The sequence below is a fragment of the Bacteroides sp. 41_26 genome, from assembly GCF_949740115.1.
In the GTDB taxonomy this organism is placed as follows: domain Bacteria; phylum Bacteroidota; class Bacteroidia; order Bacteroidales; family Bacteroidaceae; genus Bacteroides; species Bacteroides nordii.
Genome location: NZ_CATJGZ010000055.1, coordinates 20,055 through 45,290 on the forward strand (window position 1 = coordinate 20,055; position 25,236 = coordinate 45,290).

Here is a 25,236-nt window from a genome sequence, read left to right on the forward strand (position 1 = left end):
ATAAAAACAACCGGGTGATATTATTCAAAGACAATACCACCCAGCTATCACACTAATGTGTATCTATTACTTGTACCAATCTTTATTAGTTGTACCATTCGACTTAGCCCAATCCGTAAAACGGGGATAAGACTTGTCTACTGATATTTTTTCTTCTGTACTGAATTTTTCAGCATCTGCCATATGGATAGCATATGGATAATTATTAGTAGAAACATAATAAACACCTTTTTCTACTTCAGAAAGATCAGCACCTGTATGGAATAATGTCATATCCGCTTTCTCCGTCGGTTTATGGTTTACCAGATGAACCTCAATGCGCCCCTTGTCCATATTCTTATGAATAAAAATAAACGGATTGTATGGAGCAACATCAAACTGGCTATGATCGACCGGTTTTTTGAAAGAATTCCTGACTTTATAAACAGAAGTATAAGTGTTATTCCCCGTTACTTCACTGGCATCATTAAACAATGATATAGTGGCCATACTTATATCCTTGTCAAGTCCCTGATTACTCCAGCCAGAAGCACCTTCTACAACTTCACATTCCACATTAGAACGTTCAGTATTCATCTGATAAGCAAATCCATTATGATAAAGTGCCCCTGCCCAAAGAGCAGTAAAAGTATCTTCTGTGGAAAGAACTTCATTCTTTGTGTTATAGTACATTACAGAGTTATACTTCAGAATCATATCATTCAAATCATAATCACCCTTATCAGGCCAGTTATCCTCAAAAGCCAGGATTCCTTTATAAGTTACACGATAGGCTATCGAGTTATCATCTTCCGGCTCTGAAGGTTTTACTTCAGGCAGTTCTGGGGTTACAATTGCTTCTATCGGATTAGACCATACATTGAACTGTACATCATTGTAATCCTCATCTGTCCAGTCTTCAAACGAAAGTACGATGAAGTCATTTATTCTAAAGGCTACAGTGTGTGTGCGTCCATCAGAGTTCAAACTGGTCGTGGAATAGAATTCTTTATATCTGGTAGCAACCGTACCTTTTCTGAAAGCATCATTATTGATAAACCAGCCAATTTTTGTTCCATTCGGAAAATCCGTTCCCTGATCTACTCCATTTCCGTCAATATAATGCAATTTTACGCATTCTCCCCCTTTAATACCAACACCTGTTTTTGTGTTAGGGAATACAACATACTTTTTGGCCTTTTTGATAGCTGCGTCCGAGTCTCCTTCTTTATAACAATAATATCCAAAAGCACTCGCGGCAGCACTTGTCCCTCCAATAAAACGTACTTTAACCTCTGATTTTCTTCCTTTCGGATCATTTAATACAAAATCAGCAGACTGACGATACTTAGAAGGACAAGTTCCTCCTTCCGGGATAGTCTTATTGATTGTACTTAATATAGACTCAGATAAACTGAGCTGCCCTTCACTGTCCAAATAATTTGGACGACCATTTACATCCCATGTCCCTAATATATTATAATTAGAAGGTACATTCTCAAATTCTCCACTGGCACGTGTCTGTGGAATAGCATCAGCCATTGTATCCCAATTGATGTCAGCATCAATCACCTCCCCCTTAAATGAAGCCTTATACAACATAGGTACCCCGATATAGGAGGTATAAATATAAACATCACTACCATGATCCGATGAAATCGTTTCCAAAGAACGGTATTCCCCCTTTTCATCTGTCATACGTTTAACTACGGGTTCAATATCCATACGTTTTACAACTTGCCCTTCAGCATCAGTAATAAACGGATTTTCAGTATAAACCTCAAAAAGAACTTTATATCCTTTAGGAACATCGTAATTCACATTCAACTGAATGGACTCAGTAGTAGCAAAATCAAAAGTATTGGGAGTGTCAGAATTAACGTCCCCAGGTTCAGAAAGGTCAGTATCATTATTAATACAACCTACAAGAATAGAAGTCATCAGCAAGCAAAATATTGCTCCTGAATACATAAAGGAGATACACTTCTTTACCATATTAGTTATTCGTTTTGTTTGTTTTCAGTTAATCGCCACAAATATACATATAAACTTGTAATATTTATCCATACCATATACTGTTTTTTTATACAGAAATCAAACCTTTAACTAATATCCGGTTTAGTACTCTATCATACAGCAAAATAAAAGGAGGAAAACTAACGTCCCCTCCTTTACAAAAGTTGTATATTTTATCCAGATTAGTTATTTTCCGGACGAAGTTTACGAACAACCGCACCAGCTTGCCACATTTCACTTTCACGTAATGCTTTCAGCTCAGCATCCAAACCTTCACGATAATCCGGTTTAGAGTTTGTATCAATAGAGCGTTGTGCTTCGTTACCACATTTTACTTCACTATACAGCTTTTCAAATACTGGTTTTGTAGCATCATGGAACGGCCCCATCCAGTCGAGAGCACCACGTTGAGCAGTAGTAGAGCAGTTTGCATACATCCAATCCATACCATTCTTTGCAAATAATGGCATCAACGACTGAGTCAATTCTTCAACAGTTTCGTTGAAAGCCTCAGAAGGAGTATGACCATTCTCACGCAACACTTCGTATTGAGCCAGCAACAATCCTTGAATAGCACCCATCAACGTACCACGTTCTCCTGTCAGGTCAGAGTAAACTTCACGTTTGAAGGTAGTTTCAAACAAATAACCAGAACCTACACCGATCCCCAGTGCAATCACTCTATCCCATGCTTTACCTGTCGCATCCTGGAAGATAGCAAAAGAAGAGTTCAACCCACGACCTTCGAGGAACATAGTACGAAGAGACGTACCCGACCCCTTCGGAGCTACAAGAATTACATCTACATCAGCAGGAGGAACAATGCCTGTACGTTCTTTGTAAGTAATACCGAAACCGTGAGAGAAGTAAAGTGCTTTACCCGGAGTCAGATTCTTCTTCACAGTAGGCCATACTTCGATTTGGGCTGCATCAGAGAGCAGGTATTGAATAATGGTTCCACGCTGGCATGCTTCGTCAATATCAAACAATGTCTCACCAGGTACCCAACCGTCAGCAACTGCTTTTTCCCAAGTTTTACCACCTTTACGCTGTCCTACGATTACATTAAAACCATTGTCGCGCAAATTTAACGACTGGCCAGGGCCCTGTACACCGTAACCGATAACAGCGATTGTTTCGTTTTTCAATACTTCACGAGCTTTCTCCAACGGAAATTCTTCACGGGTTACTACATTTTCAGTAACACCGCCAAAATTCATTTGTGCCATTTTTGTTTTCAGTTTTAAATGGTGGCATAGCCACCTGTTCATTATTTATAATCTAATTTTTTTCTATTCAAACAGTACTTTAGAACGACAAACGACCTCGTTTCCATTCTTTTTTACCTCTACATGATATTCATTTTCATTCACCTCTTCCTGAAAGAAAGAGAGTTCATCACCGTAATAACTTTCGGCAACATAAGCCATTTCAAAACGGCGAATATGCTTCGTCTTATACAATTCTATCGGAAACAAATCCAGAATATGCTCAATATAACGAATACTGTTTACATGCCCGTTAATATCGATATCACTATATTTAGCTGTAAGCGTAGCCGCAGGTTCTGTAACGGTCACCTTAATACGTGAAGGCTTTTCTATCGGACAAGGTTCATCACAAACATAATCCACAATACTTCCCCCATGTAGCGTAAGCAAGTCGGCCGGTTTACGGGTATTCAGATTTATCATAGCCCATACAGAACGGGCGTATCCGATTTTCTTTCCATCTTTATTGATTATTGCAAAATTACGATCTGTAAAAAGGCGGTATACATTTTCTACCCATGTCTGAACACCAAATTCCTCATACTGATAAGGCATTTCATCCAATTCAATAGCTAAGCGGGAAAGCACCCAGGTATAATTATCCTCATTTAAAGTTGCGATTCCAAACCCACGGTCACTGGCATGAAAACCTGCACAGTTAAGCAAATGATTCCCCAGCACCCCCATTGTCAGACGCCCGTTAAAATCTACATGAAACGGCTCTGCTATGAATTTATAGCTTCCAATTTTATTATTCTCACTCATTTTCCTGCTGATTCTTACTTAGGTTATATCTTGCCTCCCGATCCGCCAGAAATTCATTTACCCGTTCAAAGCAGCTGGTAGTAATAGCTACACGTCCCGAACGTACAAATTGCAATACACAACCCAATGTGCGTAGTTCATCATAAAGAGCTGTGATATCTTCTCCCCGTCCATTCTTCTCAACAATAGCAAATACAGGGTTTACCTCCACAATACGTGCATTGTATTTTCTGATTATCCGGGAAGCATCCGGATTGGATTGAAATTCCGGAATAGATACTTTATATAGAGCAATCTCATGAAAATAAATCTCATCATCAGTAAAATAATGTGCCTGCAACACATCTATCTTCTTTTCAATCTGTTTAACAACTTTCTCGATTGTATCTTTATCCGTCCAGGCAGTAATCGTATACTTATGTACCCCTTTAATGGAAGAGGCAGACACATTTAAACTCTCGATATTAATCTGACGACGTGTAAATACAGCCGTTATCTGATTCAACAAACCTGCAATATTCTCCGAATGAACAATCAGCGTATATAATGTCTTATCACTCATAATCTTATTTAGTTAATTGAAAATTGAAAGTTGAAAATTGAAAGTTGAAAGTTGAAAGTTTTTAGTTAAAAGTGAGATTACGCTATCAGACTGCATAGCCATTTTCAACTTTCAATTTTCAATTTTCAACTAATTCAGCACTCCAACAGCATCTGATTCACCGAACCACCCGGAGGGGTCATTGGCAATACATTTCCCTCTTCAATCACACAAGCTTCCAGCAGATACGGTCCATCGGTTGCAATCATTTCTTCGATAGCCTCTGCCAGTTCTTCACGCGTCATTACCCGCCGGGATGGAATATCATAAGCGGAAGCAATTTTCATATAGTCCGGATTCAACATCGGCGTAAAAGAGTATTTACGGTTGAAAAACATCGCCTGCCATTGACGTACATTTCCCAAAAAGTTATTGTTCAATACGATAATCTTTACCGGTGCCTTCTGTTCCATGATAGTACCCAACTCCTGAATATTCATTTGAAGACCACCATCTCCCATAAAAACACAAACCGTACGGTCCGGACGTCCAAAGGTAGCACCAATAGCTGCCGGAAGGCCAAATCCCATCGTTCCCAATCCTCCGGAAGTAATAATACTACGATCTTTCGTATATTTAAAATACCGGGCAGACATCATTTGATTCTGGCCAACATCGGTTACAAGGATCGCTTCATTATTAGTAGCTTCGCTCACAGCACGTACCACTTCACCCATAGAGAGTGTGTCATTCATAGGATGAAGTTCCGGACGAATAACTTTTTCCTCTTCCATCCGTTCATAATCCGTGAAGCTTTCCAGCCATTCAGTGTGTGTATTGGGCTGAAGTAGTTCTGTTACTGCAACCAACGTTTCTTTGCAATCGCCTAACACAGCTACATCTGCATATACATTTTTATTAACTTCAGCCGGATCAATATCAAAATGAATCACTTTTGCCTGTTTGGCATAGGTAGCAAGATTACCTGTTACGCGGTCGTCAAAACGCATGCCCACGGCAATAAGCACATCGCATTTATTTGTATTAATATTAGGCCCCAAATTTCCATGCATCCCCAACATCCCTTTATTCAGAGGATGTTCAGTAGGTAAAGCAGACAATCCGAGCAACGTACATCCAGCAGGTATTCCAGCCTTTTCGATAAAAGTGCGCAATTCCTGTTGAGCATTTCCTAGCTCCACACCCTGCCCAACAAGCACCAACGGACGTTCTGCCTTATTAATCAAATCGGCAGCCATCTTCACAGATTCCGGATCGGTATCAGGTACAGGAACATAACTACGAATATAATCCAGTTTAGCAGGAGCATATTCAGCTTTTTCTACCTGTGCATTTTTTGCAAAGTCAAGAACAACAGGACCGGGACGTCCACTTTTTGCAATATAGAAAGCACGTGCCACAGCCCATGGGACATCCTCTGCACGACGAATCTGATAACTCCATTTGGTTATAGGTTGGGTAATACCAACAAGATCTACCTCCTGAAAAGCATCTGTCCCCAAAAATGCAGTTCCTACCTGACCGGCTATCACAACAACAGGAGTACTGTCAATCATGGCATCAGCAATACCTGTTATAGTATTAGTAGCACCAGGACCACTGGTTACCAGGCAGACCCCTACTTCACCCGACGAGCGTGCAAAACCCTGTGCTGCATGAGCAGCCCCCTGTTCGTGTCGAACCAAAATATGGTTCAATGTTTCTCTATGATCATACAGAGCGTCGAACACCGGCATAATAGAACCTCCCGGATAACCAAAAATGGTTTTCACTCCCTGATACTCAAGAGAACGCATCAATGCCTCTGAGCCTGATATTAGTTCTTTCATCTATATATTTACGATTAGACAATTTACTATTTACGATTGAAATTACTTCAACTCTCAATCCTAAATCCTAAATCTAAATTCATACTTCTAAATCATTCTTACAGCTCCCTTATCAGCGGAGCTTACCATACTGGCATAAGCCTTCAAACTTTTCGGAACATTACGTTCGCGGGTCACAGGAGTCATGGGACGAGCAGCCAACTCTTCATCGGTCAGTTTCACATTAATGGTACGTTCCGGGATATTGATTTCAATAATATCTCCATCCTGAATTTTTCCGATATTCCCGCCGGCTGCAGCTTCGGGAGAGATATGCCCGATACTCAGTCCGGATGTACCACCACTAAAACGGCCATCCGTAATCAAAGCACATTCTTTTCCAAGATGACGGGATTTAATATAAGAAGTAGGATACAGCATTTCCTGCATACCTGGACCACCTTTGGGACCTTCATTCGTAATAACCACCACATCACCACTCACCACCTTGCCTCCGAGGATACCCTCACAAGCTGCCTCTTGCGAATCAAATACTTTGGCCGGTCCCGAAAACTTCCAGATACTTGCATCTACGCCTGCTGTTTTCACGACACAGCCATCCTGAGCTATATTTCCTTTCAGTACTGCCAGACCACCATCTTTGCTATAAGCATGTTCCAAGTCACGGATACACCCTTCGGCACGATCCGTATCAAGCTCTTTATAAGATGCATGCTGAGACCCAAGTACAAGATTAAATTTGCCGGCTGCAGCACTTGAATATTTTTTTTTCGCTTCATCACAAACGTCAGAACTGGTTATACTGTATTTATCAATAGCCTCAGCCAATGTCATTCCATCTACACGCAGAACGGTTGTGTCTACCAATCCGCCCTTAGCCAATTCATCCATTATAGCAATGATACCTCCGGCGCGATTCACATCCTGTATATGATATTTCTGTGTATTAGGAGCTACCTTACAAAGACATGGGCTCTTACGGGACAACATATCAATATCATCCATCTTAAAATCCACCTCTGCCTCATGGGCAACAGCAAGCAGATGGAGTATTGTATTAGTAGAACCACCCATAGCAATATCCAGCGTCATTGCATTCAAAAAAGCTTCACGCGTTGCTATACTTCGCGGCAATACACTTTCGTCGCCTTCTTCATAATATTTAAAAGCATTCTCTACTATCAATTTTGCTGCATCTTTAAAGAGTTGCTTACGATTCTCATGTGTAGCCACAATGGTACCATTGCCGGGAAGTGCCAAACCAATCGCCTCATTCAGACAGTTCATTGAATTGGCCGTAAACATACCCGAACAACAACCACAGGTAGGACAAGCATGTTGTTCTATTTTAGCAACTTCATTATCGCTCACACTCTCGTCGGCCGATTTAATCATAGCATCAATCAAGTCAAGATGCTGGCCATCCCATTCACCAGCTTCCATCGGACCACCCGATACAAAAACAGTAGGAATATTCAATCGCATAGCAGCCATAAGCATACCTGGAGTGATTTTGTCACAATTACTAATACAAATCATTGCATCTGCCTTGTGAGCATTCACCATATACTCAACACTATCAGCTATAATATCACGGGAAGGAAGTGAATAAAGCATACCATCATGTCCCATTGCTATACCATCATCAATAGCAATTGTGTTGAATTCCGCTGCAAAGCATCCCAACTTCTCTATTTCAGTTTTCACCTGTTGCCCTATCTCATGCAAGTGTACATGTCCCGGAACAAATTGTGTAAACGAATTGACAATAGCTATAATGGGTTTTCCCATTTGTTCTTTCTTCATGCCATTGGCTGCCCATAAAGCGCGGGCACCCGCCATACGGCGGCCTTGTGTACTGGATGAACTGCGTAACTGCTTTTTCATTTCCTGTTTTCCTTTTAATTAAAGAGCCTTCCTCACTGTTGTGAGAAAGGCTCTAATATTATCTTTTATGATACGAATACATACACAACCTTCCTCACGCTCTTGATGGAACCACCACGACGCGAATAATATGCAGGACTGTTAGGTTTATAGATGTATGGATATTCATATCTTAATTTTCTCTGTTTATTGTGCTGCAAAGGTAAGGGCTTTTTTATTATCTCCAAACAAATTGAAGAAAAAAATCATCTAAAAACGAACAATCGTAAGAAAACAAAGGAATAATATCCTTTTTTATCACTTAAATAACACTTTTCACCACAGAGTAACACTGAGTTTCACAGAGAATTAACCATTAAATTCATCTATAAACAATAAACTCTGTGAAACTCTATGCTACTCTGTAGTGAAATTCGTATCTTTGCAGCTACGCGGATTATGCGTAAGTACTAACTATATACAAAAAACAAATGGAAACAGTAGAAAACAAGTACATCACTGTAGCGTACAAGCTGTACACAATAGAAGATGGAGAAAAAGATTTAGTAGAAGAAGCAAAAGCAGAAAATCCATTCCAGTTCATTTCCGGTTTGGGTACTACGCTCGAAGCTTTCGAAAGCCAGATAGCCTCACTCAACAAAGGAGATAAATTTGAATTCATCATCCCGTCACAAGAAGCTTACGGCGAATACAACGAAGAACATGTACTGGATTTGCCGAGACACATCTTTGAGATTGATGGTAAATTCGACAGCGAACGTATCTACGAAGGTAGTGTAGTACCTTTGATGGACGCTGAAGGTCATCGTATGAACGGAACTGTAGTAGAAGTGAAACCCGATACAGTAGTAGTTGACATGAACCACCCGTTGGCAGGAGCTGATTTAAACTTCGTAGGTGAAGTTACAGAAAGCCGCCCGGCTACAAACGAAGAAATACAGGAAGTCGTAAATATGATGGGCGGTGGCGGCTGTAGCTGCGGTTGTGGAGACTGTGGCAGTGACTGTGGTGACCATGAATGCAGAGATGGCTGCGGATGCCATTAATTTAGTTGAAAGTTGAAAATTGAAAGTTAGCTGCGCTATAACACTGCATAGTAATTTTCAATTTTCAACTTTCAATTCCCTAACAGTTCTTATGTGTCATTATGTCCAATACCACTCTATCCGTTTCATTCATTCCCTGCGAACCAATACGGGTTAGGTTACGAATACTTTGATCCACATCTTTGTCTATAATACCCTCTACAGATGTAACACAGCGATTCTCCATTGCCATTACAGCAGATAAAACAGCAGTAGAAACTCCCGTTGTCACTTTTAATGCACAACTGGGTTTTGCACCATCGCAAATCATTCCGGTTAAGTTAGCAATCATATTTTGTACAGCGAAAGCAACTTGTTCATAGCTTCCTCCCATCAGCCATGTTATACCACAACTGGACCCCGTTGCAGCTACTACACAACCACAAAGAGCTGATAAACGCCCCAGACTTTGCTTTATATAGATCACCGTGAGATGACTCATCATCAAGGCTCTGATTAATTCCTCTTCTGATTTTCCATTCTCTTCAGCAAAGACAAGTACAGGTAAAGTAGCCGAAATACCCTGATTACCACTTCCCGAATTACTCATTACAGGAATCATAGCCCCTGCCATACGGGCATCACAAGCTGCCGAAGTATAAGAAAGAATGTGAGAAAACACACTATCGCCCATAATCTGATGTTCATACCTCCCCCGGAGCATTCTTCCCAATGCATGTCCATACTCTCCATGAAAAGATTGCTCGGCAGCAGCCTTATTTAGACGGGCAGTCTCAAGGATAAAGCGAATTTCATCCAAGGGAGCTTCCAAAGCAAAATCATACACCTTTCTCAGATTTAGTTCCAAAGGTTCTTGTTCGTCTTCCTCTGTTCCGGATTGTTGTTTATCAAGCAATACTTCTTCACCACGCGCTATATATATAAAGGTAGTATGCCCCCCGGCAATAATTGCTGTAGCAGTTTTATCTCCCGCCTCACAAATTACTTCAATATAAAGTTTCTCCGCTATATCCTCTTTTAATGAAATACAAATACGTTTTTCATCAATAAATCGCTTACCTTGCTCCACAGCTTCCGGTGTACTATCTCTCAACACTTCAAGCTGGTATTCTGATTTTCCGATAATAGCACCCAAAGCCACTGCAATAGGAAGCCCGATCATACCTGTTCCCGGAATACCCACCCCCATTGCATTCTTTAAAATATTAGCACTCAAAAGAACTTTTATATTTTTGGGGATTGCGCCAAGTGTTTCTGCTGCTTTCGATACACATAATGCTACCGCAATGGGCTCCGTACAACCAATAGCCGGAATAACTTCGCGTTGTACTAAATCTATTATCTGTTTCCTTTCTGACTCAATCATGAATTTTCTCTTTTTTTAAATTTCTACAAAAGTAAAGAATATACTTATAAACATGAATTATATTTTCAAGTTTTACACAAAATATCGAGATATTATATACCTATACCAAAGCCCCCTTAATTTCTTTTTTATTCAACTGCTTTCTTGCTAACAATGAAAGGCTATAAGATACAAAATAAACTTAGGTATTTAACTATACGTTAAATACCTAATTAACAAGCTATTAAATACGTACTTTTACATACATAAAGTACGTACTTTTGTAAAACACTATAGTACAAATACATACATAACATTTTATATCTTTTGTGCCTATACATCTTTTAGTATACTCACATATATTATCCCCGATCATTTACTATAATAAATTCGAGGTTATTTTAGGATTAGACCACAAAATCAAAAGAATAGACCTGCATTTAATCCGATTCACAGGCATTATTTTAAGGAATAGTACAAAAAGAACATAAAATAAGGAAAGCAAGATTTGATATATGAAATTTTAAACTTAACTTTGCACCAAAGTTTTCTCAAAATAGTCTATATTATAAATTTATAATCAATAATTTAACGGAATGAGATTTAGAACTATAATAATAAGTATGTGCATTTGTCTAAGCTTTAGCTCTTGCATACGTGAAGAAGCGGCTAACACTGAAGCTGATATCGAATCTTGTACAGTTTCCGATCCCTCAGTGTTGAAAATGCAGCCAATTATTACTAATAATACGGTAATAATCATGGCACAATCAACCATTGACATCACGCACTTTGCTCCTGAATTCACATTAACAAAAGGGGCCACTATTGAACCGCCCAGCGGAACAGTAAGAGATTTCTCAAATCCACAAACTTATATAGTAACATCGGAAGACAGACAATGGAAAAAGGAATATACTGTCTACGTTGATATTTCTAAGAATAAATTGGATTTTAATTTTGAGCATTGGGAAATAATAGAAGGAGCCAGAGGTAAACAATGGCACGGTTTTTATGAAATCTCAGAACAGGAGCAGAAACAGTTTATTTGGGCAACAGCTAACAGTGGATATGCCCTGACCGGTTATGTTACTCCTGAAGGAGAAAAACTCACTAATCCTCTTATTTACCCAACTACCTCCTATGAAGCCGGACATTCCGGAAAAGGGGTGAAACTTGAAACCAAACCGACCGGTGCATTCGGTGATATGGTAAGAATGCCGTTAGCTGCCGGAAATTTATTCATAGGTTCCTTTGATGCCACAGTAGCAGGTCAAGGTCCTGAAGAGGCATTAAAGTCAACATTATTCGGACTTCCTATCGCTTACAGTCCTAATAAAAAGCCTAAAGCTTTTAATGTATGGTATAAGTATACTCCCGGAGAAGTATTCAGAAATGAACAAAAAGAAGAAATACCAGGTAAGGAAGACATATTCGATATGTATTCAATTCTTTATGAGCCAACCGATGGTAAAATCCTGGATGGTTCTATTCAGTTCGATGATCCTTGCATTATAGCTATCGCTCGTCGTATAGAAGATGCTAAACCTGCTTCTGAATACACATACCGATCAATCCCTTTTGTATACCGTAAAGAACCTGATCCATCCAAACTCGAAACAGGCAAGTATTATACAGCAATTGTATTTTCGTCCAGTCTGGAAGGAGCATTTTTCAGAGGTGCTATCGGAAGTACCCTTATCATTGATGAGGCTACAATTGAACTCGAAGACATAGAAAACATAGAAGATCATCTTAATTAAAACTATCAATGAACAAGAAAATAACCTTTATACTTCTGTGCCTAATTGTAGCTAATATTGCTCAAGCTCAGGAAGATCGTAACAAGAATATTCTTAAATCACTGACAATAGGACTTGAATATCGTTTAAAAGCCGGATTTAACATAGGTGGGACATCTCCTATCCCCCTACCTGTTGAAATAAGAAAAATCAATAGTTATAAGCCTACAACAGCCTTCTCTATAGAAGGAGATGTAGTAAAAACGTTCGATAATAAGTGGGGAGTTAGCGCAGGGATCCGTTTAGAGACAAAAGGTATGGAAACGGATGCTACTGTGAAAAACTATCACATGAAAATGATTGCCAGTGACGGCGGCGAAATGGAAGGACAATGGACAGGAGGTGTAACAACGACCGTTAAACAATCACTGTTAACTGTCCCAGTTTTAGCTCTTTATAAAGTGAGTAAGCGTTGGGAATTAGAGTTAGGACCCTGGTTTTCTTACGTTCTATCAGGTGAGTTCTTTGGAGAAGCCTACGACGGTTATCTCAGAGACGGTGATCCGACAGGAGAAAAAGCAAATGTAAGTTCTGCTACCTACAACTTTAATGATGATTTAAGACGTTTCCAATGTGGTATGCAATTAGGTGCGCAATGGAGAGCCTTTTCTCATCTAAATGTAACCGCCAGCCTTACCTGGGGGGTAGTACCTATTTTCAAAAAAGATTTTGATACCGTTACATTTAATATGTTTCCTATTTACGGAAACATTGGTTTCGGTTATGTGTTCTAAAGAATAAACGATAAAAGAAAAAATTATGAAGAAAAAATTACTTACAGCAATTATTGCGTTCATAGCAATCACAATGTCCTCATCAGCTTACGCACAAGTAAGTCAGGAAGCAGCAGGAACTTACAACGGTACGCTGACAGTTTCGCAAGATGGAAATACAATGGGAAAACCCAGTACAGAAAATGTATACCTCACGGCAACAGACGATTCTCACGTTACGTTAGAAATAAGGAATTTCTCATTTAACATGGGAACAGTTCTTGAGTTAGGAGATATAGTAATCCCGGAAGTGGAAATACAGAAAGAAGGAAATGTAATTACTATTCTTCCTAAAGAATTAAAAATGACGCTGAACATAGTAGGTGAAGTTACTGTACACCTTAATACATCAACAATTGTTGATAAAAAGATAGTATTATCTTTAAATGTAGAAACCATTTTCCCTGTTGAATTATTCATTGATGTGGATTTTGAAGGAACAATGACTGCAACTGGTATCTCAGACGTAACTATAAATAAACCTACAGTTTATTATAATCCTTCAATAGATGCTTTAATGGTGCAAGGTGCAGAAAATCAAAAGTATGATATATATAATGTCACTGGTATGCAAATCCTATCAGGAGTTTTAAATACAGAAGAAGTTAGTGTATCTACTCTATCCAGAGGTTTGTATCTTATAAAGATTGGTAATACTACGGTAAAGTTTATAAAAAAATAAACTCAAAATATCCCTAAAATAAAAGCTCCCTACAGATTTAGAAAAATAATCTGTAGGGAGCTTTTATTTTGGTTCATTACTTCTCATTGCGTTAACACCGTTAACGAAGTTTTTAACATTCAAATTCTTACCTTACAAGATTGTACATTTTAGCACCACAAGAATGTACAACCTTATATGGCAAAAGTGTACATTTAACACTAACATAAGTGTACACTCTTATAGGACTAAAAATATAGGATCATAACTATCTGACAAACAAAATATTAAATCAACAAACATATTCTATTCCGGATTTTCTTCCTCCAATGTCTATAATTGCTTTTTGAACAACTATCCATATATCGAAGGGATTAGAATGAACACCTTCTTTCACTATCTGCTTTAGATAAAACTACGGTATTACACAAAAAACACAAGTTATATAGAATAGCGTAGTCCTTTTATCTATTTGAACCACCGCACTACTCTATATAACTTGTGCCAAAGTTAGATAGCAGCCAGCTCTTTTATCGCGCCAGCTGCTATTTCAATTATCTAACAACTATTTTAGCTACATAAGATCCAACACGTACCACATACATAACATCTTTATCGATATTAGTAGAAATCACGTTATCTGTTCCTTCGTAAACCTTCACACCTTGTGTTGTATACACTTCAATTGTTTCAGTAGCTTCATTATTAGCTACACAAATCGCTCCGTTTTCACTATATACGCGAACATCAGAAAGCGAATTGTTATCAATTCCGGTAGGAGCCGTTATCTTCAGTACACCATTTACATAAGTAACTTCATAATTGGCAGCTGTACCTTTGGTTATAGCAATTGCAAACTCGTCACCAACTTTCGCATCAGATGGAATTTCCTTTTCAAGAGCAGCAACAGGAACTTTTGTACCAAATGCTTTTGCTACATCTTCATCGTAAACAAATCCATCGTATATCAACTCAAAGGTTTCAGGTGCCGGACTTCCGATAAGTAAAGCTACATTCTGGGCAGTAACTGTAAGCGGAGCTTTAGCAATAGGAATGTCTACACGTTTTGACAGAGCCATATATTCATCATTAGCAGCAACCTTAATGGTTACATAAGTAGATGCATATGCAGATTTAATAGTCAAAGTTTTACCAGACACAGTAAGTCGGCTGGTACTTGAAGGAGTAATGGTATAATCAACAGATTCACCCTTATCATTCTTCACGATAAAAGGAGCTTCAAAAGGAGCATCACCATATACTTTCTCTATCTTTTCCGCGTTTTCTACTGTATATGCCTTCAAAGCTTTTACAGTCAATCCTGTATAAGTCTTGAATTCATAATTATCCAATACCTTTTGAGGGAATTTCACTGTCAGAGGAACAACTTCTCCAACTGCTGCAGTTTTAGGTGCTTTGTCAAATACTACATTAACCGTATCATTACCTAATGCTTCCATCACAGCAGCATCCTCTTTATATACAAATCCACTATAAGTAATTCTATAGTCAATATCAGACCCATATACGAAAAGCCCCTGAGCATCATTCTTGTTCAAATTAACTTTCGTACCATCCAAGTCATAATAAGGATAGACTGTCAGGAATGTTTTCCGGATTTCGGCACCATTATTGACAAAAGTTACATTATAGTTATTAGTTGAAACGGTTGTCAATGGATCACTTGAACCGGTAAATGAGAAGACAATGGGACGATAGTTTCCTATAACCTCATCCGTTGCCTCTTTTCCGGCAGCACCACTTGATATATAAATATTCTTTGTATCAAATATCTTATGTACCACATCGACTATCGTACCCTCACCATCATCATTTTTCAGTCCTTCATATTCAAATTCAACCCCATAGTCCGTACCATTGGCAGCTACTGACGAAGAAGTATTGAAGCTTATCGTCTTACCACGCTGACACCATGCCTTCAAAGTCATAGTCAATGATGCTTTTTCAATGGTCACCGTCACTGGGTCAGAAACAGCAGGTAATGCACCTTCTTTCTCCTGATGTGCCACTACAGTAGTAGTACCTGCACCAATAGCATAGAATTTCTTCGTTTCGGAATCATACTTCAGCACTTTGTCACTTCCAATTGTATAAGTGAACGGCACCTCTGTATTGGTTGATGTAAATGGTATTTCAAACCCATCACCATATACTTGAGACATATCAGCAGGAGCGGTTATATCGCCCACATAACTTCCTTTAAAGGTCAACGTATAGACATACGTCTTATTCACATCAGAAGTAGCATTGTCAGCACAAGTCACAGTCAGAGTCTTTATTACTTCATTAGCATCTTCCTTTGTTGTAGCTTCAGTTACCACTGCATCTTTACCAAAGGCTTTAGCTACAATCGCTTTATTGTGCTCGTTATAAGCCAGGTTATATTCAAACTTATCCGGATCGAATCCCGTAAGTTCTTCGCCACCCAACGTTACCGAACTCAATTTAGCATTATAAACAAGTGCAGCATCGTCTACCCACAATGTATTTTCTTTACCGATATCAGCACGTACCCAATAGTTACCTCCTGAGAATACTATATTCATCTTTTCAGGAACCAATTTTCCGTTTTCACCCTCTACATAGTTGACCGGAATAGAAAGACGTACCCAACCGTCTCCTTCAGTTTCTTTAGTAATGGTGTATTCAGTACTGGCAATCAAGACACCATCACCTTTTGTTTCGGCAGGGATAATTTCCTTTCCTAATATAGCCCGATCCTGATCGTCCACCTCTACATAGGTAACATCATTACCACTATGAGAATTAATTATTTTAGATTTAAAAGTTCCCTTCCACAGGTATACCAATACCTTAGCTGTCTCATTGGGCTTTTCTGTTCCTAATTTACGTTTATAATACACAGTCAGAGAATCCGGACGATAAGTGAAATCAATACCACCGTTTACTCCACCATTACTCATATCATTCCCCCCCAGCATACCGGACATATCAGCAAAAACCCACATTTTGCCTAAAGTGACAAAAGCAGGAGCATTAGCACCTATTCCCAACATACCAACATAATCATTCATAATTTTAGCACCGGTTCCTGTACGGCCTGCATCAGGAAATACAAACTCCTTACCTACTATAATCTGGTATACATTTGAAGCGGTCCACCCTACAGGTTGTTTACCTACCAGCTTTCCCTCAGCAGGATAGCAATCTTCCCACTCTTCAAAATCTCCTTTAATTTGCTGTGCCAACGCACTTCCTGCGTACAACACAACACACATCATTAAAGTAATAAATTTCTTCATACACTTCTCTTTTTAATATAAATACAATCTTTCGTGAACCATAAACCGGAAATCCCCTATTGATTCACATCATTCATAAAAACGTTGCAAAGTAACAACCGTTTTTGTTTTCAGTCAAGGTCTATTTCTGTAATCTTATATCCCATTACTAAGGTATTTTATCATTTTACCCTATAAATCACCCAAATAAGGGTATCTATTACCACTTTTTCATGTCCTATAACTAAAATAAAAATACCTATTCATAAAATACTTGTATATTTGGGCGTTGAAAAAAGAGAATACACATGAAAAAGGAATTACCCAAAATAGACATCAGTGAAGATTTTGTAATAGGCAGTAATGCTGATATAGATCCTAATATACTAAATCTCTATACCAGCTATCCATGCCGACTTAAAGCCGAAGTCTTTGTACTCTGTATGGGAGGGAGTATTGAAGCCAGCATAAACCTTTCGGACTATACCATAAAGAAATATGATTTCGTAACGCTCTCTCCGGCGAGTATTATTCAGATTAATAAGATAGAAGGTGATTTAAAACTCTATTTCATGGTATTTTCTTCCGATTTTATTAACGGGATAAGTAAAACCAAAGCTATTATTGACCTTATTTATATAACTAAAAATCACCCGGTATTATCGCTGCCTCAGGAGTTTGCCAATATTTATGAAGAGTTCTTTCTACTCATGATGAAAGTATATTATAAGAAGCGGTCTCCTTATAATCCAGAGATACTAAAATGTATGCTGTTATCTATTCTGTACAGACTGAGTGATATGTATCATGAACGCCCTGTTCGAAACAAAAGCAGTTTAAACAGAGGTGAAGATATATGTAAAGCATTTGGAAATTTGGTAATTCAGCACTACACACAGGAAAGAAATATTTCATATTATGCACAACAACTAAACATAACGCCTTCCCACCTGAGCAATACCGTAAAACATATCACAGGGAAGACCGTCATGGATATCATTTCAGAAGTGGTCATTGTTGATGCACAAGCACAGCTAAAGTCAACCAATACACCTATACACGAAATTGCAGATTCATTAAACTTTCCGAATGTATCTTTCTTTGGGAAGTATTTCAAACGACTCACAGGAATGAGTCCTCAGCAGTACCGAAACAGTGATAAATAAAAGTAAAAAAGTATAGTAAACTAAAAACCAATAAAGGTCCCTCTTCCTACTAATAAGAAAAGCCAGCTAATCCGATCAGCTGGCTTTTCGTTCATATTTATTTCAGGTTTACTTTGTCATTACGCGTGTTACATAAGAACCTATTTTTACAAGATAAATTGTATTTGAAGATAATCCATGGATAGTCATCGTACCATTAACAGTAGATTGTGCAACCAACATTCCTTGTACGGAATATACTTCAATAAGCTCTTCCAACTGTGCTCCTTCAACAACCACACCACTTTCTATACCTTTTATGCTCAATGAGTTATATGTATTTTGTTCAACACCTACACCGCCTTTGAATGTTAAAGTATAAGTATGATAGTTTGCAGCGTTATCAGCAATATCATTACCTTTCACTGTTATAGTTAGCACTTTGCCAGCAGCAGTAACTTCTACTGTAGCACCTTTACCATCTGCTTCTGCAACAACATCTGCCACAACAGGCATAACACCATCTACTGCATATTCATAAGTATCTTTGTCGAAACCAGTTAATGCAGTACCACTAATAGTTATTGATTTGAGTTTAGAGTTATAAACGAAAGCTACATTGTCAGCACTCAGTGTATTGCCATTACCAATTCTGGTACGATTGAAATAATCCGCACTAGATATGATCACATTAGCCTTCTCCGGTTTCTCATCACTTACATAGTTCAATGGAACGGATATACGTGTCCAGTCAGCCAATTCCTTAACGGTTTCTTCGGCAGATGCAATTAAAGTAATGCCTCCTGCAGCCTCTCCGCCATTCTTTGTTCCGAGAATGTCGATATCGCGATCAATTAGCAACTGCCAGGACGAGCCTGTTGATGTAAATAGATCTCCTGTAGCCGGAGCCATGGAAGTAGATGTACCTTTCCATAAATAAGCAATAATTTTTGCTTCTTCATTAAGATTCGTACCTGCAAGTTTACTCCCTGCATCTGCATAAGTACGCTTGTAATAACCTATAATAGAGTCTGGCTGATAAGAGAAGTTAACCCCTCCGATAGTTCCACCGTCACTATCATCTGTATCCGGTATTCCACCTGGATAAATTGATGACATTAAACCTATCATATCTGCATACACCCAAGGCCTACCTAATGCAATATATCCCGGTGCATTAGATTCAATCCCCATTGCTCCCGGACGTCCATTAATCATCTTCACAGCCAATTTATCATCACCTACAACATGAGATTCTTTTTCAACCATGACAAAATTCATACTTCCCATCTGAGTTACATTGGATGAATACCAGCCATCTGCTACTGTGCCCCATCTTTCCTCATTCAGAGCATCGGGTCCCCACTGTACCTGCTTTTCAAAATCCCCTTTGATCTGAGAACCATTCATTATTTTATCCGAAGGAGTGAATTTCAGTGTATATGTATGATCTGCCCCATTCACTTTATCTGTCACCACAATTGTAACAGTGTGTTCTGAAGTGCTCAGTTGCATGTCTACTGATGTCAAATTAGGATCAGAATTAACCGATACCACCGGATAAACTCCATTAGTCATTTCAAGACCGTCATAAGAAGTGACAGCAGGATCAAAATCTTCAAGTTTAACATCATTCAATGCAATAGCAGTAGCACCAAAAGTAGTACCTTTTCTAACCAATGAATAGACATGCTGATTAGAAGCACCATCGTTGCCGGTAACTACAATCTTCATAATATTATCACCTTCCTGAATGTCGACTTTAGCACCTTTACCATCAGAAATCGCTACGATATCATCCTTAGCAGGAAACTCGCCTTGAAGTACATACATATAGGTATCTTTATTAAACCCCTCTAAAGGTGTACCATTAATAGTAATTGATTTTAGTTTTGAGTTATAAATAAATTTAAAATCATCAGCCCATAAAGTATTACCTTTACCAATAGTTTTGTCATTAAAATATTCTGCACTGGAAATAATTACATTTGCTTTTTCCGGCACTCCATCTGTTAAATAATTCACAGGAAGACTAACATAAGTCCAATCTTCATAATCTCCTTCAATAAATTTATCAACAGTAGCGACTAATGAAAAATCTTCACTTTTAGTAACACCTTCTGTGATCATACCTAAAACATCCTTATCACGGTCAACCATTTCCTGAGGTTCTACATCCTCTTTCTCTTTTAAGCTCAATCCACTTTTTACTTGCGATTTAGTAGTTCCTGTCCAGAAATAAGCTAAAATTTGAGCTTTTTCATTCAAATTTTGTTCACCCTCCTTCTTTCCTGTATCCACACCGTGTTGTCTTTTAATATAACCCACAATAGAGTCTGGCTGAGAAGTGAATTCTACACCTCCATGAGTTCCTCCATCGCTAGCCAAAATCTTACTACCACTACCAAATAGGACTAATTTACACCATGCATAACTCCAAAACTCTCCTAAGCTAACAAAAGCAGGAGCATTTGCTCCCAACCCCATTGCACCGCAAAAATCGTTCACCATCTTTATACTTTTACCACCTGTAGTAGTACGATCTGCATCTCCAAAAACAATAGGAAATTTTAGCACACGATCTACATTAGATGCATACCACCCTTCTGGATAGATACCATCTGTTTTCTCCCAAGTATTTTGAATATCAAAATCTCCTTTGATCTGTGACGATACATTTCCTTGTGCCGAAGCCCATGAACAACTTACTGCTGCACAAAGCACCATAAGTAACTGTTTCTTCATACTTTTTTTGTTTTTTAAATTAACTATTCCAATTCCATCTTTATTTCAAAAAAGACATTGCAAAATACGGTATTTTTGAATCTCCTCACAAGGTCTATTCCTTCTAATTTATGTTCTATTACTTAATTCTTTTATTTATCTCTCTATATATTCCACAAATACAATAAATATATTCTTTTTTCATGTTCTATAACTTAAACGCCCATGTCTATTCATTAATTATTTCTATATTTGAACACACATTAAACATTTAAACAATTATGGAAAAGATATTGCCCAAAATTGATATAACCGAAGATTTCGTGATTGGAAGTAATGCGGACATAGACAATAGTATACTAAGCCTTTATACCCAATATCCTTGCCGCCTTAAAGCCGAAATATTTGTGCTTTGTATGGGAGGAACTCTGGAAGCCACAATCAACTTATCAGACTATACCATCCGGGAAAATGATTTTATCACACTCTCTCCGGGAAGTATTATCCAGATAAACAAGATTGAAGGTGATTTGAAACTCTACTTCATGGTATTCTCTTCCAAATTTATCGAAGGAATAAGCAAAACAAAATCAATTATTGACCTTATCTATATAACCAAAAACCATCCGATACTATCGTTACCAAAGGAATTCGCCTGCATTTACGAAGAATTTTTCACACTCATGATGAAAGTATATTATAAAGAACATTCTCCTTATAATCCTGAAATATTGAAGTGTATGCTTCTTTCAATTCTATACAGACTGAGCGATATGTATCACGAACGTCCCATACGGAGTGAAACTGCATTAAGCAGAAGTGAAGAGATATGTAAAACATTCAGTCATCTGGTAATTCAACATTATACCACAGAAAGAAATATCTTATATTATGCAAAGCAGATGAATATAACACCTACTCATCTGAGTAACACTGTAAAACATGTTACCGGAAAGACTGTCATGGATATTATATCAGAGGTTGTAATAGTAGATGCCAAAGCACAACTAAAATCAACCAATATACCCATACATGAAATTTCAGACTCCCTGAACTTCCCTAATGTGTCTTTCTTTGGAAAATATTTTAAGCGCCTTACCGGTATGAGCCCTCAACAATATCGAAACAGCGATAAATAAAAGTAAAGTTATCAACTATAGTGTTAGATAAATTGTTATATTTGCAATATACAATCTCTTAAATTACACAACATCATGTTCAATTCATTCGGAAACATATTCAGACTCACCAGCTTTGGAGAATCTCACGGGAAAGGCATCGGAGGCGTTATTGACGGCTTTCCGGCAGGTATCAGGATTGACGAAGAGTTCGTCCAAAAAGAGCTCAGTCGTCGTCGTCCGGGACAATCGGCCATTACCACCTCACGCAAAGAAGAAGATAAAGTAGAGTTTCTTTCAGGAATCTTCGAAGGAAAATCTACCGGTTGCCCTATCGGATTTATTGTATGGAATCAGAATCAGCATTCCAACGATTACAATAATTTGGAGTATGTATATCGTCCATCGCATGCCGATTATACCTATAAAGTTAAATATGGCATTCGCGATCATCGTGGTGGTGGACGATCTTCCGCACGAGAAACTATTTCACGTGTTGTTGCAGGTGCATTAGCAAAATTAGCACTAAAGCAATTGGGCATTCATATCACAGCTTACACATCACAAGTGGGCCCTATCAAGCTGGAAGGAAATTATACTGATTATGATCTGGATCTGATTGAAAGTAATCCCGTACGTTGTCCTGACCCGGAAAAAGCAAAAGAGATGCAAGACCTTATATACAAGATAAAGGGAGAAGGGGATACCATTGGCGGAGTATTGACTTGTGTAATCAAGGGCTGTCCCATCGGATTGGGACAACCGGTATTCGGAAAGCTACATGCTGCACTTGGAAACGCCATGCTGAGTATCAATGCTGCCAAAGCTTTTGAGTACGGTGATGGATTTAAAGGTTTAAAGCAAAAAGGTTCGGAACAAAATGATGTGTTTTACAATAACAACGGACGTATTGAGACACGTACGAACCATTCGGGAGGTATCCAGGGTGGTATCAGTAACGGACAGGATATCTTCTTCCGCGTTGCGTTCAAACCGGTAGCGACAGTATTGATGCAGCAGGAAACCGTGAATATAGACGGTATCGATACTACTTTAAAGGCACGCGGACGCCATGATCCTTGTGTATTACCCCGTGCAGTACCTATCGTAGAAGCAATGGCTGCTATGACAATACTCGACTATTATTTACTGGATAGAATGACACAGCTATAGTTTAGCAGTCAGCAGTTAGTAGTCAGTAGCTGGAATCCTTTCGGGCATATCAACACTTACATGCTGCATAGATTCTATCTACTAACTATTAAATTCCAACTTCTTATTCTATCTACTAAATTCTAACTTCTTATTCATTATGAGTTATATTAAAGACTATATTGCGGCTAATGAATCGAAAATGATGGAAGATTTGTTCAGCCTCATCCGTATCCCAAGTATCAGCGCTTTGCCGGAACATCATGATGATATGTTGGCCTGTGCACAACGCTGGAGTCAACTATTGCTGGAAGCCGGAGCAGACGAAGCTATCGTTATGCCTTCAAAAGGAAATCCAATGGTGTTCGGACAGAAAATTGTAGATCCGAATGCCAAAACAGTACTTGTGTATGCGCACTACGACGTAATGCCTGCTGAGCCACTGGAGCTTTGGAAGAGTGCTCCCTTTGAACCGGAAATACGTAACGGTCACATTTGGGCACGAGGTGCAGACGATGATAAAGGACAAGCATTCATTCAGGTGAAAGCCTTCGAGTATCTGGTCAAAAATGAGTTATTGAAAACGAATGTAAAATTCATTTTTGAAGGAGAAGAAGAGATTGGTTCACCAAGCCTTGAAGCATTCTGTGAAGAGTATAAGGAGCTATTGAAAGCAGATGTCATATTGGTATCCGATACCAGCATGTTAGGAGCTGATCTGCCTTCACTTACTACCGGATTAAGAGGTCTTGCTTACTGGGAAATAGAGGTAACAGGCCCCAATCGTGACCTCCATTCCGGACACTTTGGGGGTGCGGTAACCAACCCTGTCAATGTGCTTTGTGGCATGATCAGTAAAGTAATAGATGCCGACGGACGTATCACAATTCCAGGTTTCTATGATGATGTGGAAGAGGTACCTCAAGCCGAACGGGAAATGATTGCACATATTCCATTTGATGAAGAAAAATATAAAGCAGCTATCGGCGTAAAAGAATTATCCGGCGAAAAAGGATACAGCACGTTGGAACGCAACAGTTGTCGTCCTTCATTCGATGTTTGTGGTATATGGGGAGGTTATACAGGAGAAGGTTCGAAAACCGTTCTTCCTTCAAAAGCATTTGCCAAAGTATCCTGCCGACTGGTTCCACACCAGGATCATCATAAAATATCAGAACTATTTGCCAATTACATCCGTGCTACCGCCCCGGATACTGTTCAGGTGAAAGTAACTCCCATGCATGGCGGACAGGGATACGTATGTCCCATCTCTCTCCCTGCTTATAAGGCTGCCGAAAAAGGATTTGAAATCGCATTTGGAAAAAAGCCACTTGCAGTACGTCGCGGAGGAAGCATCCCCATTATCTCTACATTTGAACAAGTGCTTGGCATCAAAACAGTACTGATGGGATTCGGACTGGAATCGGATGCTATTCATTCTCCCAATGAAAACTTCTCACTGGATATCTTTAGAAAAGGTATTGAAGCAGTGGTGGAGTTTTATAAGGAATATGGGAAATAGTGATTAGCGAATAGTGATAAGTGATTAGTACCATGCGGAGTATAGCGTAGCCATTAATCACTTATCACTATTCGTTAATCACTATTTCTCACGGCAATCTGAACAGGAACGTAAATGACTTACCATTCTGGAAATCTTTATAAGCATCTCCTGCATAAATCTCTCCATTGGTCAATGACAATTTCTTCACACTTGCTTTCGGACTAAAATCTACTTTCTTCAAGTCTACCCAGAAAAGATTGGGAGTCAAGGTTGATTCAAAGTAATATACTTTATCTTTCTGATCGGATACAGAACGCCAGCGGGTGGAAGAAATATGAGGTTTATCCGGAGTAGAAATACCAAAAGGAACAGATACATTTCTCATTATGCTTAA

Annotated in this window: 18 protein-coding genes; 8 read left to right on the forward strand and 10 right to left on the reverse strand. The window is 38.8% G+C overall.

The annotated features are described in order from the left end of the window. Positions 1–66 precede the first annotated feature (66 nt). From QX565_RS05005 to ilvD, 6 genes are all read right to left on the reverse strand, one after another. Positions 67–1,974 carry an LruC domain-containing protein gene (locus tag QX565_RS05005; RefSeq protein WP_322932768.1) on the reverse strand — a complete coding sequence of 636 codons (1,908 nt, stop codon included), beginning with the start codon at positions 1,972–1,974 and terminating at the stop codon, positions 67–69. A 203-nt stretch (positions 1,975–2,177) separates the two neighbouring features. Then, positions 2,178–3,224, reverse strand: a complete 1,047-nt coding sequence (gene ilvC / locus QX565_RS05010) for a ketol-acid reductoisomerase (protein ID WP_002559445.1) — start codon at positions 3,222–3,224, stop codon at positions 2,178–2,180. 63 nt (positions 3,225–3,287) lie between these two features. After that, positions 3,288–4,031, reverse strand: a complete 744-nt coding sequence (locus tag QX565_RS05015; RefSeq protein WP_221651363.1) for an acyl-[acyl-carrier-protein] thioesterase — start codon at positions 4,029–4,031, stop codon at positions 3,288–3,290. Next, positions 4,024–4,593: an acetolactate synthase small subunit gene (gene ilvN / locus QX565_RS05020; RefSeq protein WP_221651362.1), complete on the reverse strand. Its 570-nt coding sequence runs from the start codon at positions 4,591–4,593 to the stop codon at positions 4,024–4,026. The genes QX565_RS05015 and ilvN overlap by 8 nt, the downstream gene beginning before the upstream one ends. A 134-nt stretch (positions 4,594–4,727) precedes the next feature. Beyond that, on the reverse strand, positions 4,728–6,422 hold the full coding sequence (gene ilvB, locus QX565_RS05025) for a biosynthetic-type acetolactate synthase large subunit (RefSeq protein ID WP_221651361.1): 1,695 nt from the start codon (positions 6,420–6,422) through the stop codon (positions 4,728–4,730). An 87-nt stretch (positions 6,423–6,509) separates the two neighbouring features. Beyond that, positions 6,510–8,309 (reverse strand): dihydroxy-acid dehydratase, encoded by a 1,800-nt coding sequence (gene ilvD / locus QX565_RS05030; RefSeq protein ID WP_289291645.1) that lies wholly within the window; start codon positions 8,307–8,309, stop codon positions 6,510–6,512. 470 nt (positions 8,310–8,779) lie between these two features. Here ilvD and QX565_RS05035 point away from each other — a divergent pair, with 470 nt between their 5' ends. Beyond that, positions 8,780–9,355 carry an FKBP-type peptidyl-prolyl cis-trans isomerase gene (locus QX565_RS05035; RefSeq protein WP_289291647.1) on the forward strand — a complete coding sequence of 192 codons (576 nt, stop codon included), beginning with the start codon at positions 8,780–8,782 and terminating at the stop codon, positions 9,353–9,355. 79 nt (positions 9,356–9,434) lie between these two features. Here QX565_RS05035 and QX565_RS05040 read toward each other — a convergent pair whose 3' ends face one another. After that, complete coding sequence (locus QX565_RS05040; RefSeq protein WP_289291649.1) at positions 9,435–10,721, reverse strand: L-cysteine desulfidase family protein; 1,287 nt, start codon at positions 10,719–10,721, stop codon at positions 9,435–9,437. A 602-nt stretch (positions 10,722–11,323) separates the two neighbouring features. Between QX565_RS05040 and QX565_RS05045 the strand changes: the two genes are divergently transcribed. From QX565_RS05045 to QX565_RS05055, 3 genes are read left to right on the forward strand one after another with little or no spacing between them, the layout of a single operon-like run. After that, positions 11,324–12,463: a PCMD domain-containing protein gene (locus tag QX565_RS05045; protein WP_502874516.1), complete on the forward strand. Its 1,140-nt coding sequence runs from the start codon at positions 11,324–11,326 to the stop codon at positions 12,461–12,463. An 8-nt stretch (positions 12,464–12,471) separates the two neighbouring features. Further along, positions 12,472–13,236: a porin family protein gene (locus QX565_RS05050; protein WP_221651356.1), complete on the forward strand. Its 765-nt coding sequence runs from the start codon at positions 12,472–12,474 to the stop codon at positions 13,234–13,236. Between the two features lie 25 nt (positions 13,237–13,261). Then, on the forward strand, positions 13,262–13,957 hold the full coding sequence (locus tag QX565_RS05055) for a calycin-like domain-containing protein (RefSeq protein WP_025866519.1): 696 nt from the start codon (positions 13,262–13,264) through the stop codon (positions 13,955–13,957). 533 nt (positions 13,958–14,490) lie between these two features. Here QX565_RS05055 and QX565_RS05060 read toward each other — a convergent pair. Next, entirely contained in the window at positions 14,491–17,220 is a 2,730-nt protein-coding gene (locus QX565_RS05060) for an MBG domain-containing protein (protein WP_289291654.1), read from the reverse strand. Between the two features lie 287 nt (positions 17,221–17,507). On the opposite strand from QX565_RS05060, the gene QX565_RS05065 reads away from it, so the two are divergent. Beyond that, the gene (locus QX565_RS05065) at positions 17,508–18,365 is read left to right on the forward strand and encodes a helix-turn-helix domain-containing protein (RefSeq protein WP_025866521.1); all 858 of its coding nucleotides are present in this window, start codon (positions 17,508–17,510) and stop codon (positions 18,363–18,365) included. A gap of 108 nt (positions 18,366–18,473) precedes the next feature. Here the strand turns inward: QX565_RS05065 and QX565_RS05070 are convergent, their stop codons facing one another. After that, a complete protein-coding gene (locus tag QX565_RS05070; RefSeq protein ID WP_025866522.1) occupies positions 18,474–21,089 on the reverse strand; it encodes a hypothetical protein in 2,616 nt (871 codons plus the stop codon). 260 nt (positions 21,090–21,349) lie between these two features. Between QX565_RS05070 and QX565_RS05075 the strand changes: the two genes are divergently transcribed. From QX565_RS05075 to QX565_RS05085, 3 genes are all read left to right on the forward strand, one after another. Beyond that, on the forward strand, positions 21,350–22,207 hold the full coding sequence (locus QX565_RS05075; protein ID WP_122200897.1) for a helix-turn-helix domain-containing protein: 858 nt from the start codon (positions 21,350–21,352) through the stop codon (positions 22,205–22,207). A 75-nt stretch (positions 22,208–22,282) separates the two neighbouring features. Further along, positions 22,283–23,359, forward strand: a complete 1,077-nt coding sequence (gene aroC, locus QX565_RS05080) for a chorismate synthase (RefSeq protein ID WP_002559432.1) — start codon at positions 22,283–22,285, stop codon at positions 23,357–23,359. Between the two features lie 139 nt (positions 23,360–23,498). Further along, positions 23,499–24,860, forward strand: coding sequence for a dipeptidase (locus QX565_RS05085; RefSeq protein ID WP_289291660.1), 1,362 nt, complete (start codon positions 23,499–23,501; stop codon positions 24,858–24,860). 88 nt (positions 24,861–24,948) lie between these two features. Here QX565_RS05085 and QX565_RS05090 read toward each other — a convergent pair. Beyond that, positions 24,949–25,236 (reverse strand): linear amide C-N hydrolase (locus QX565_RS05090; protein WP_289291661.1); only part of this gene is annotated, 288 nt, incomplete at its 5' end.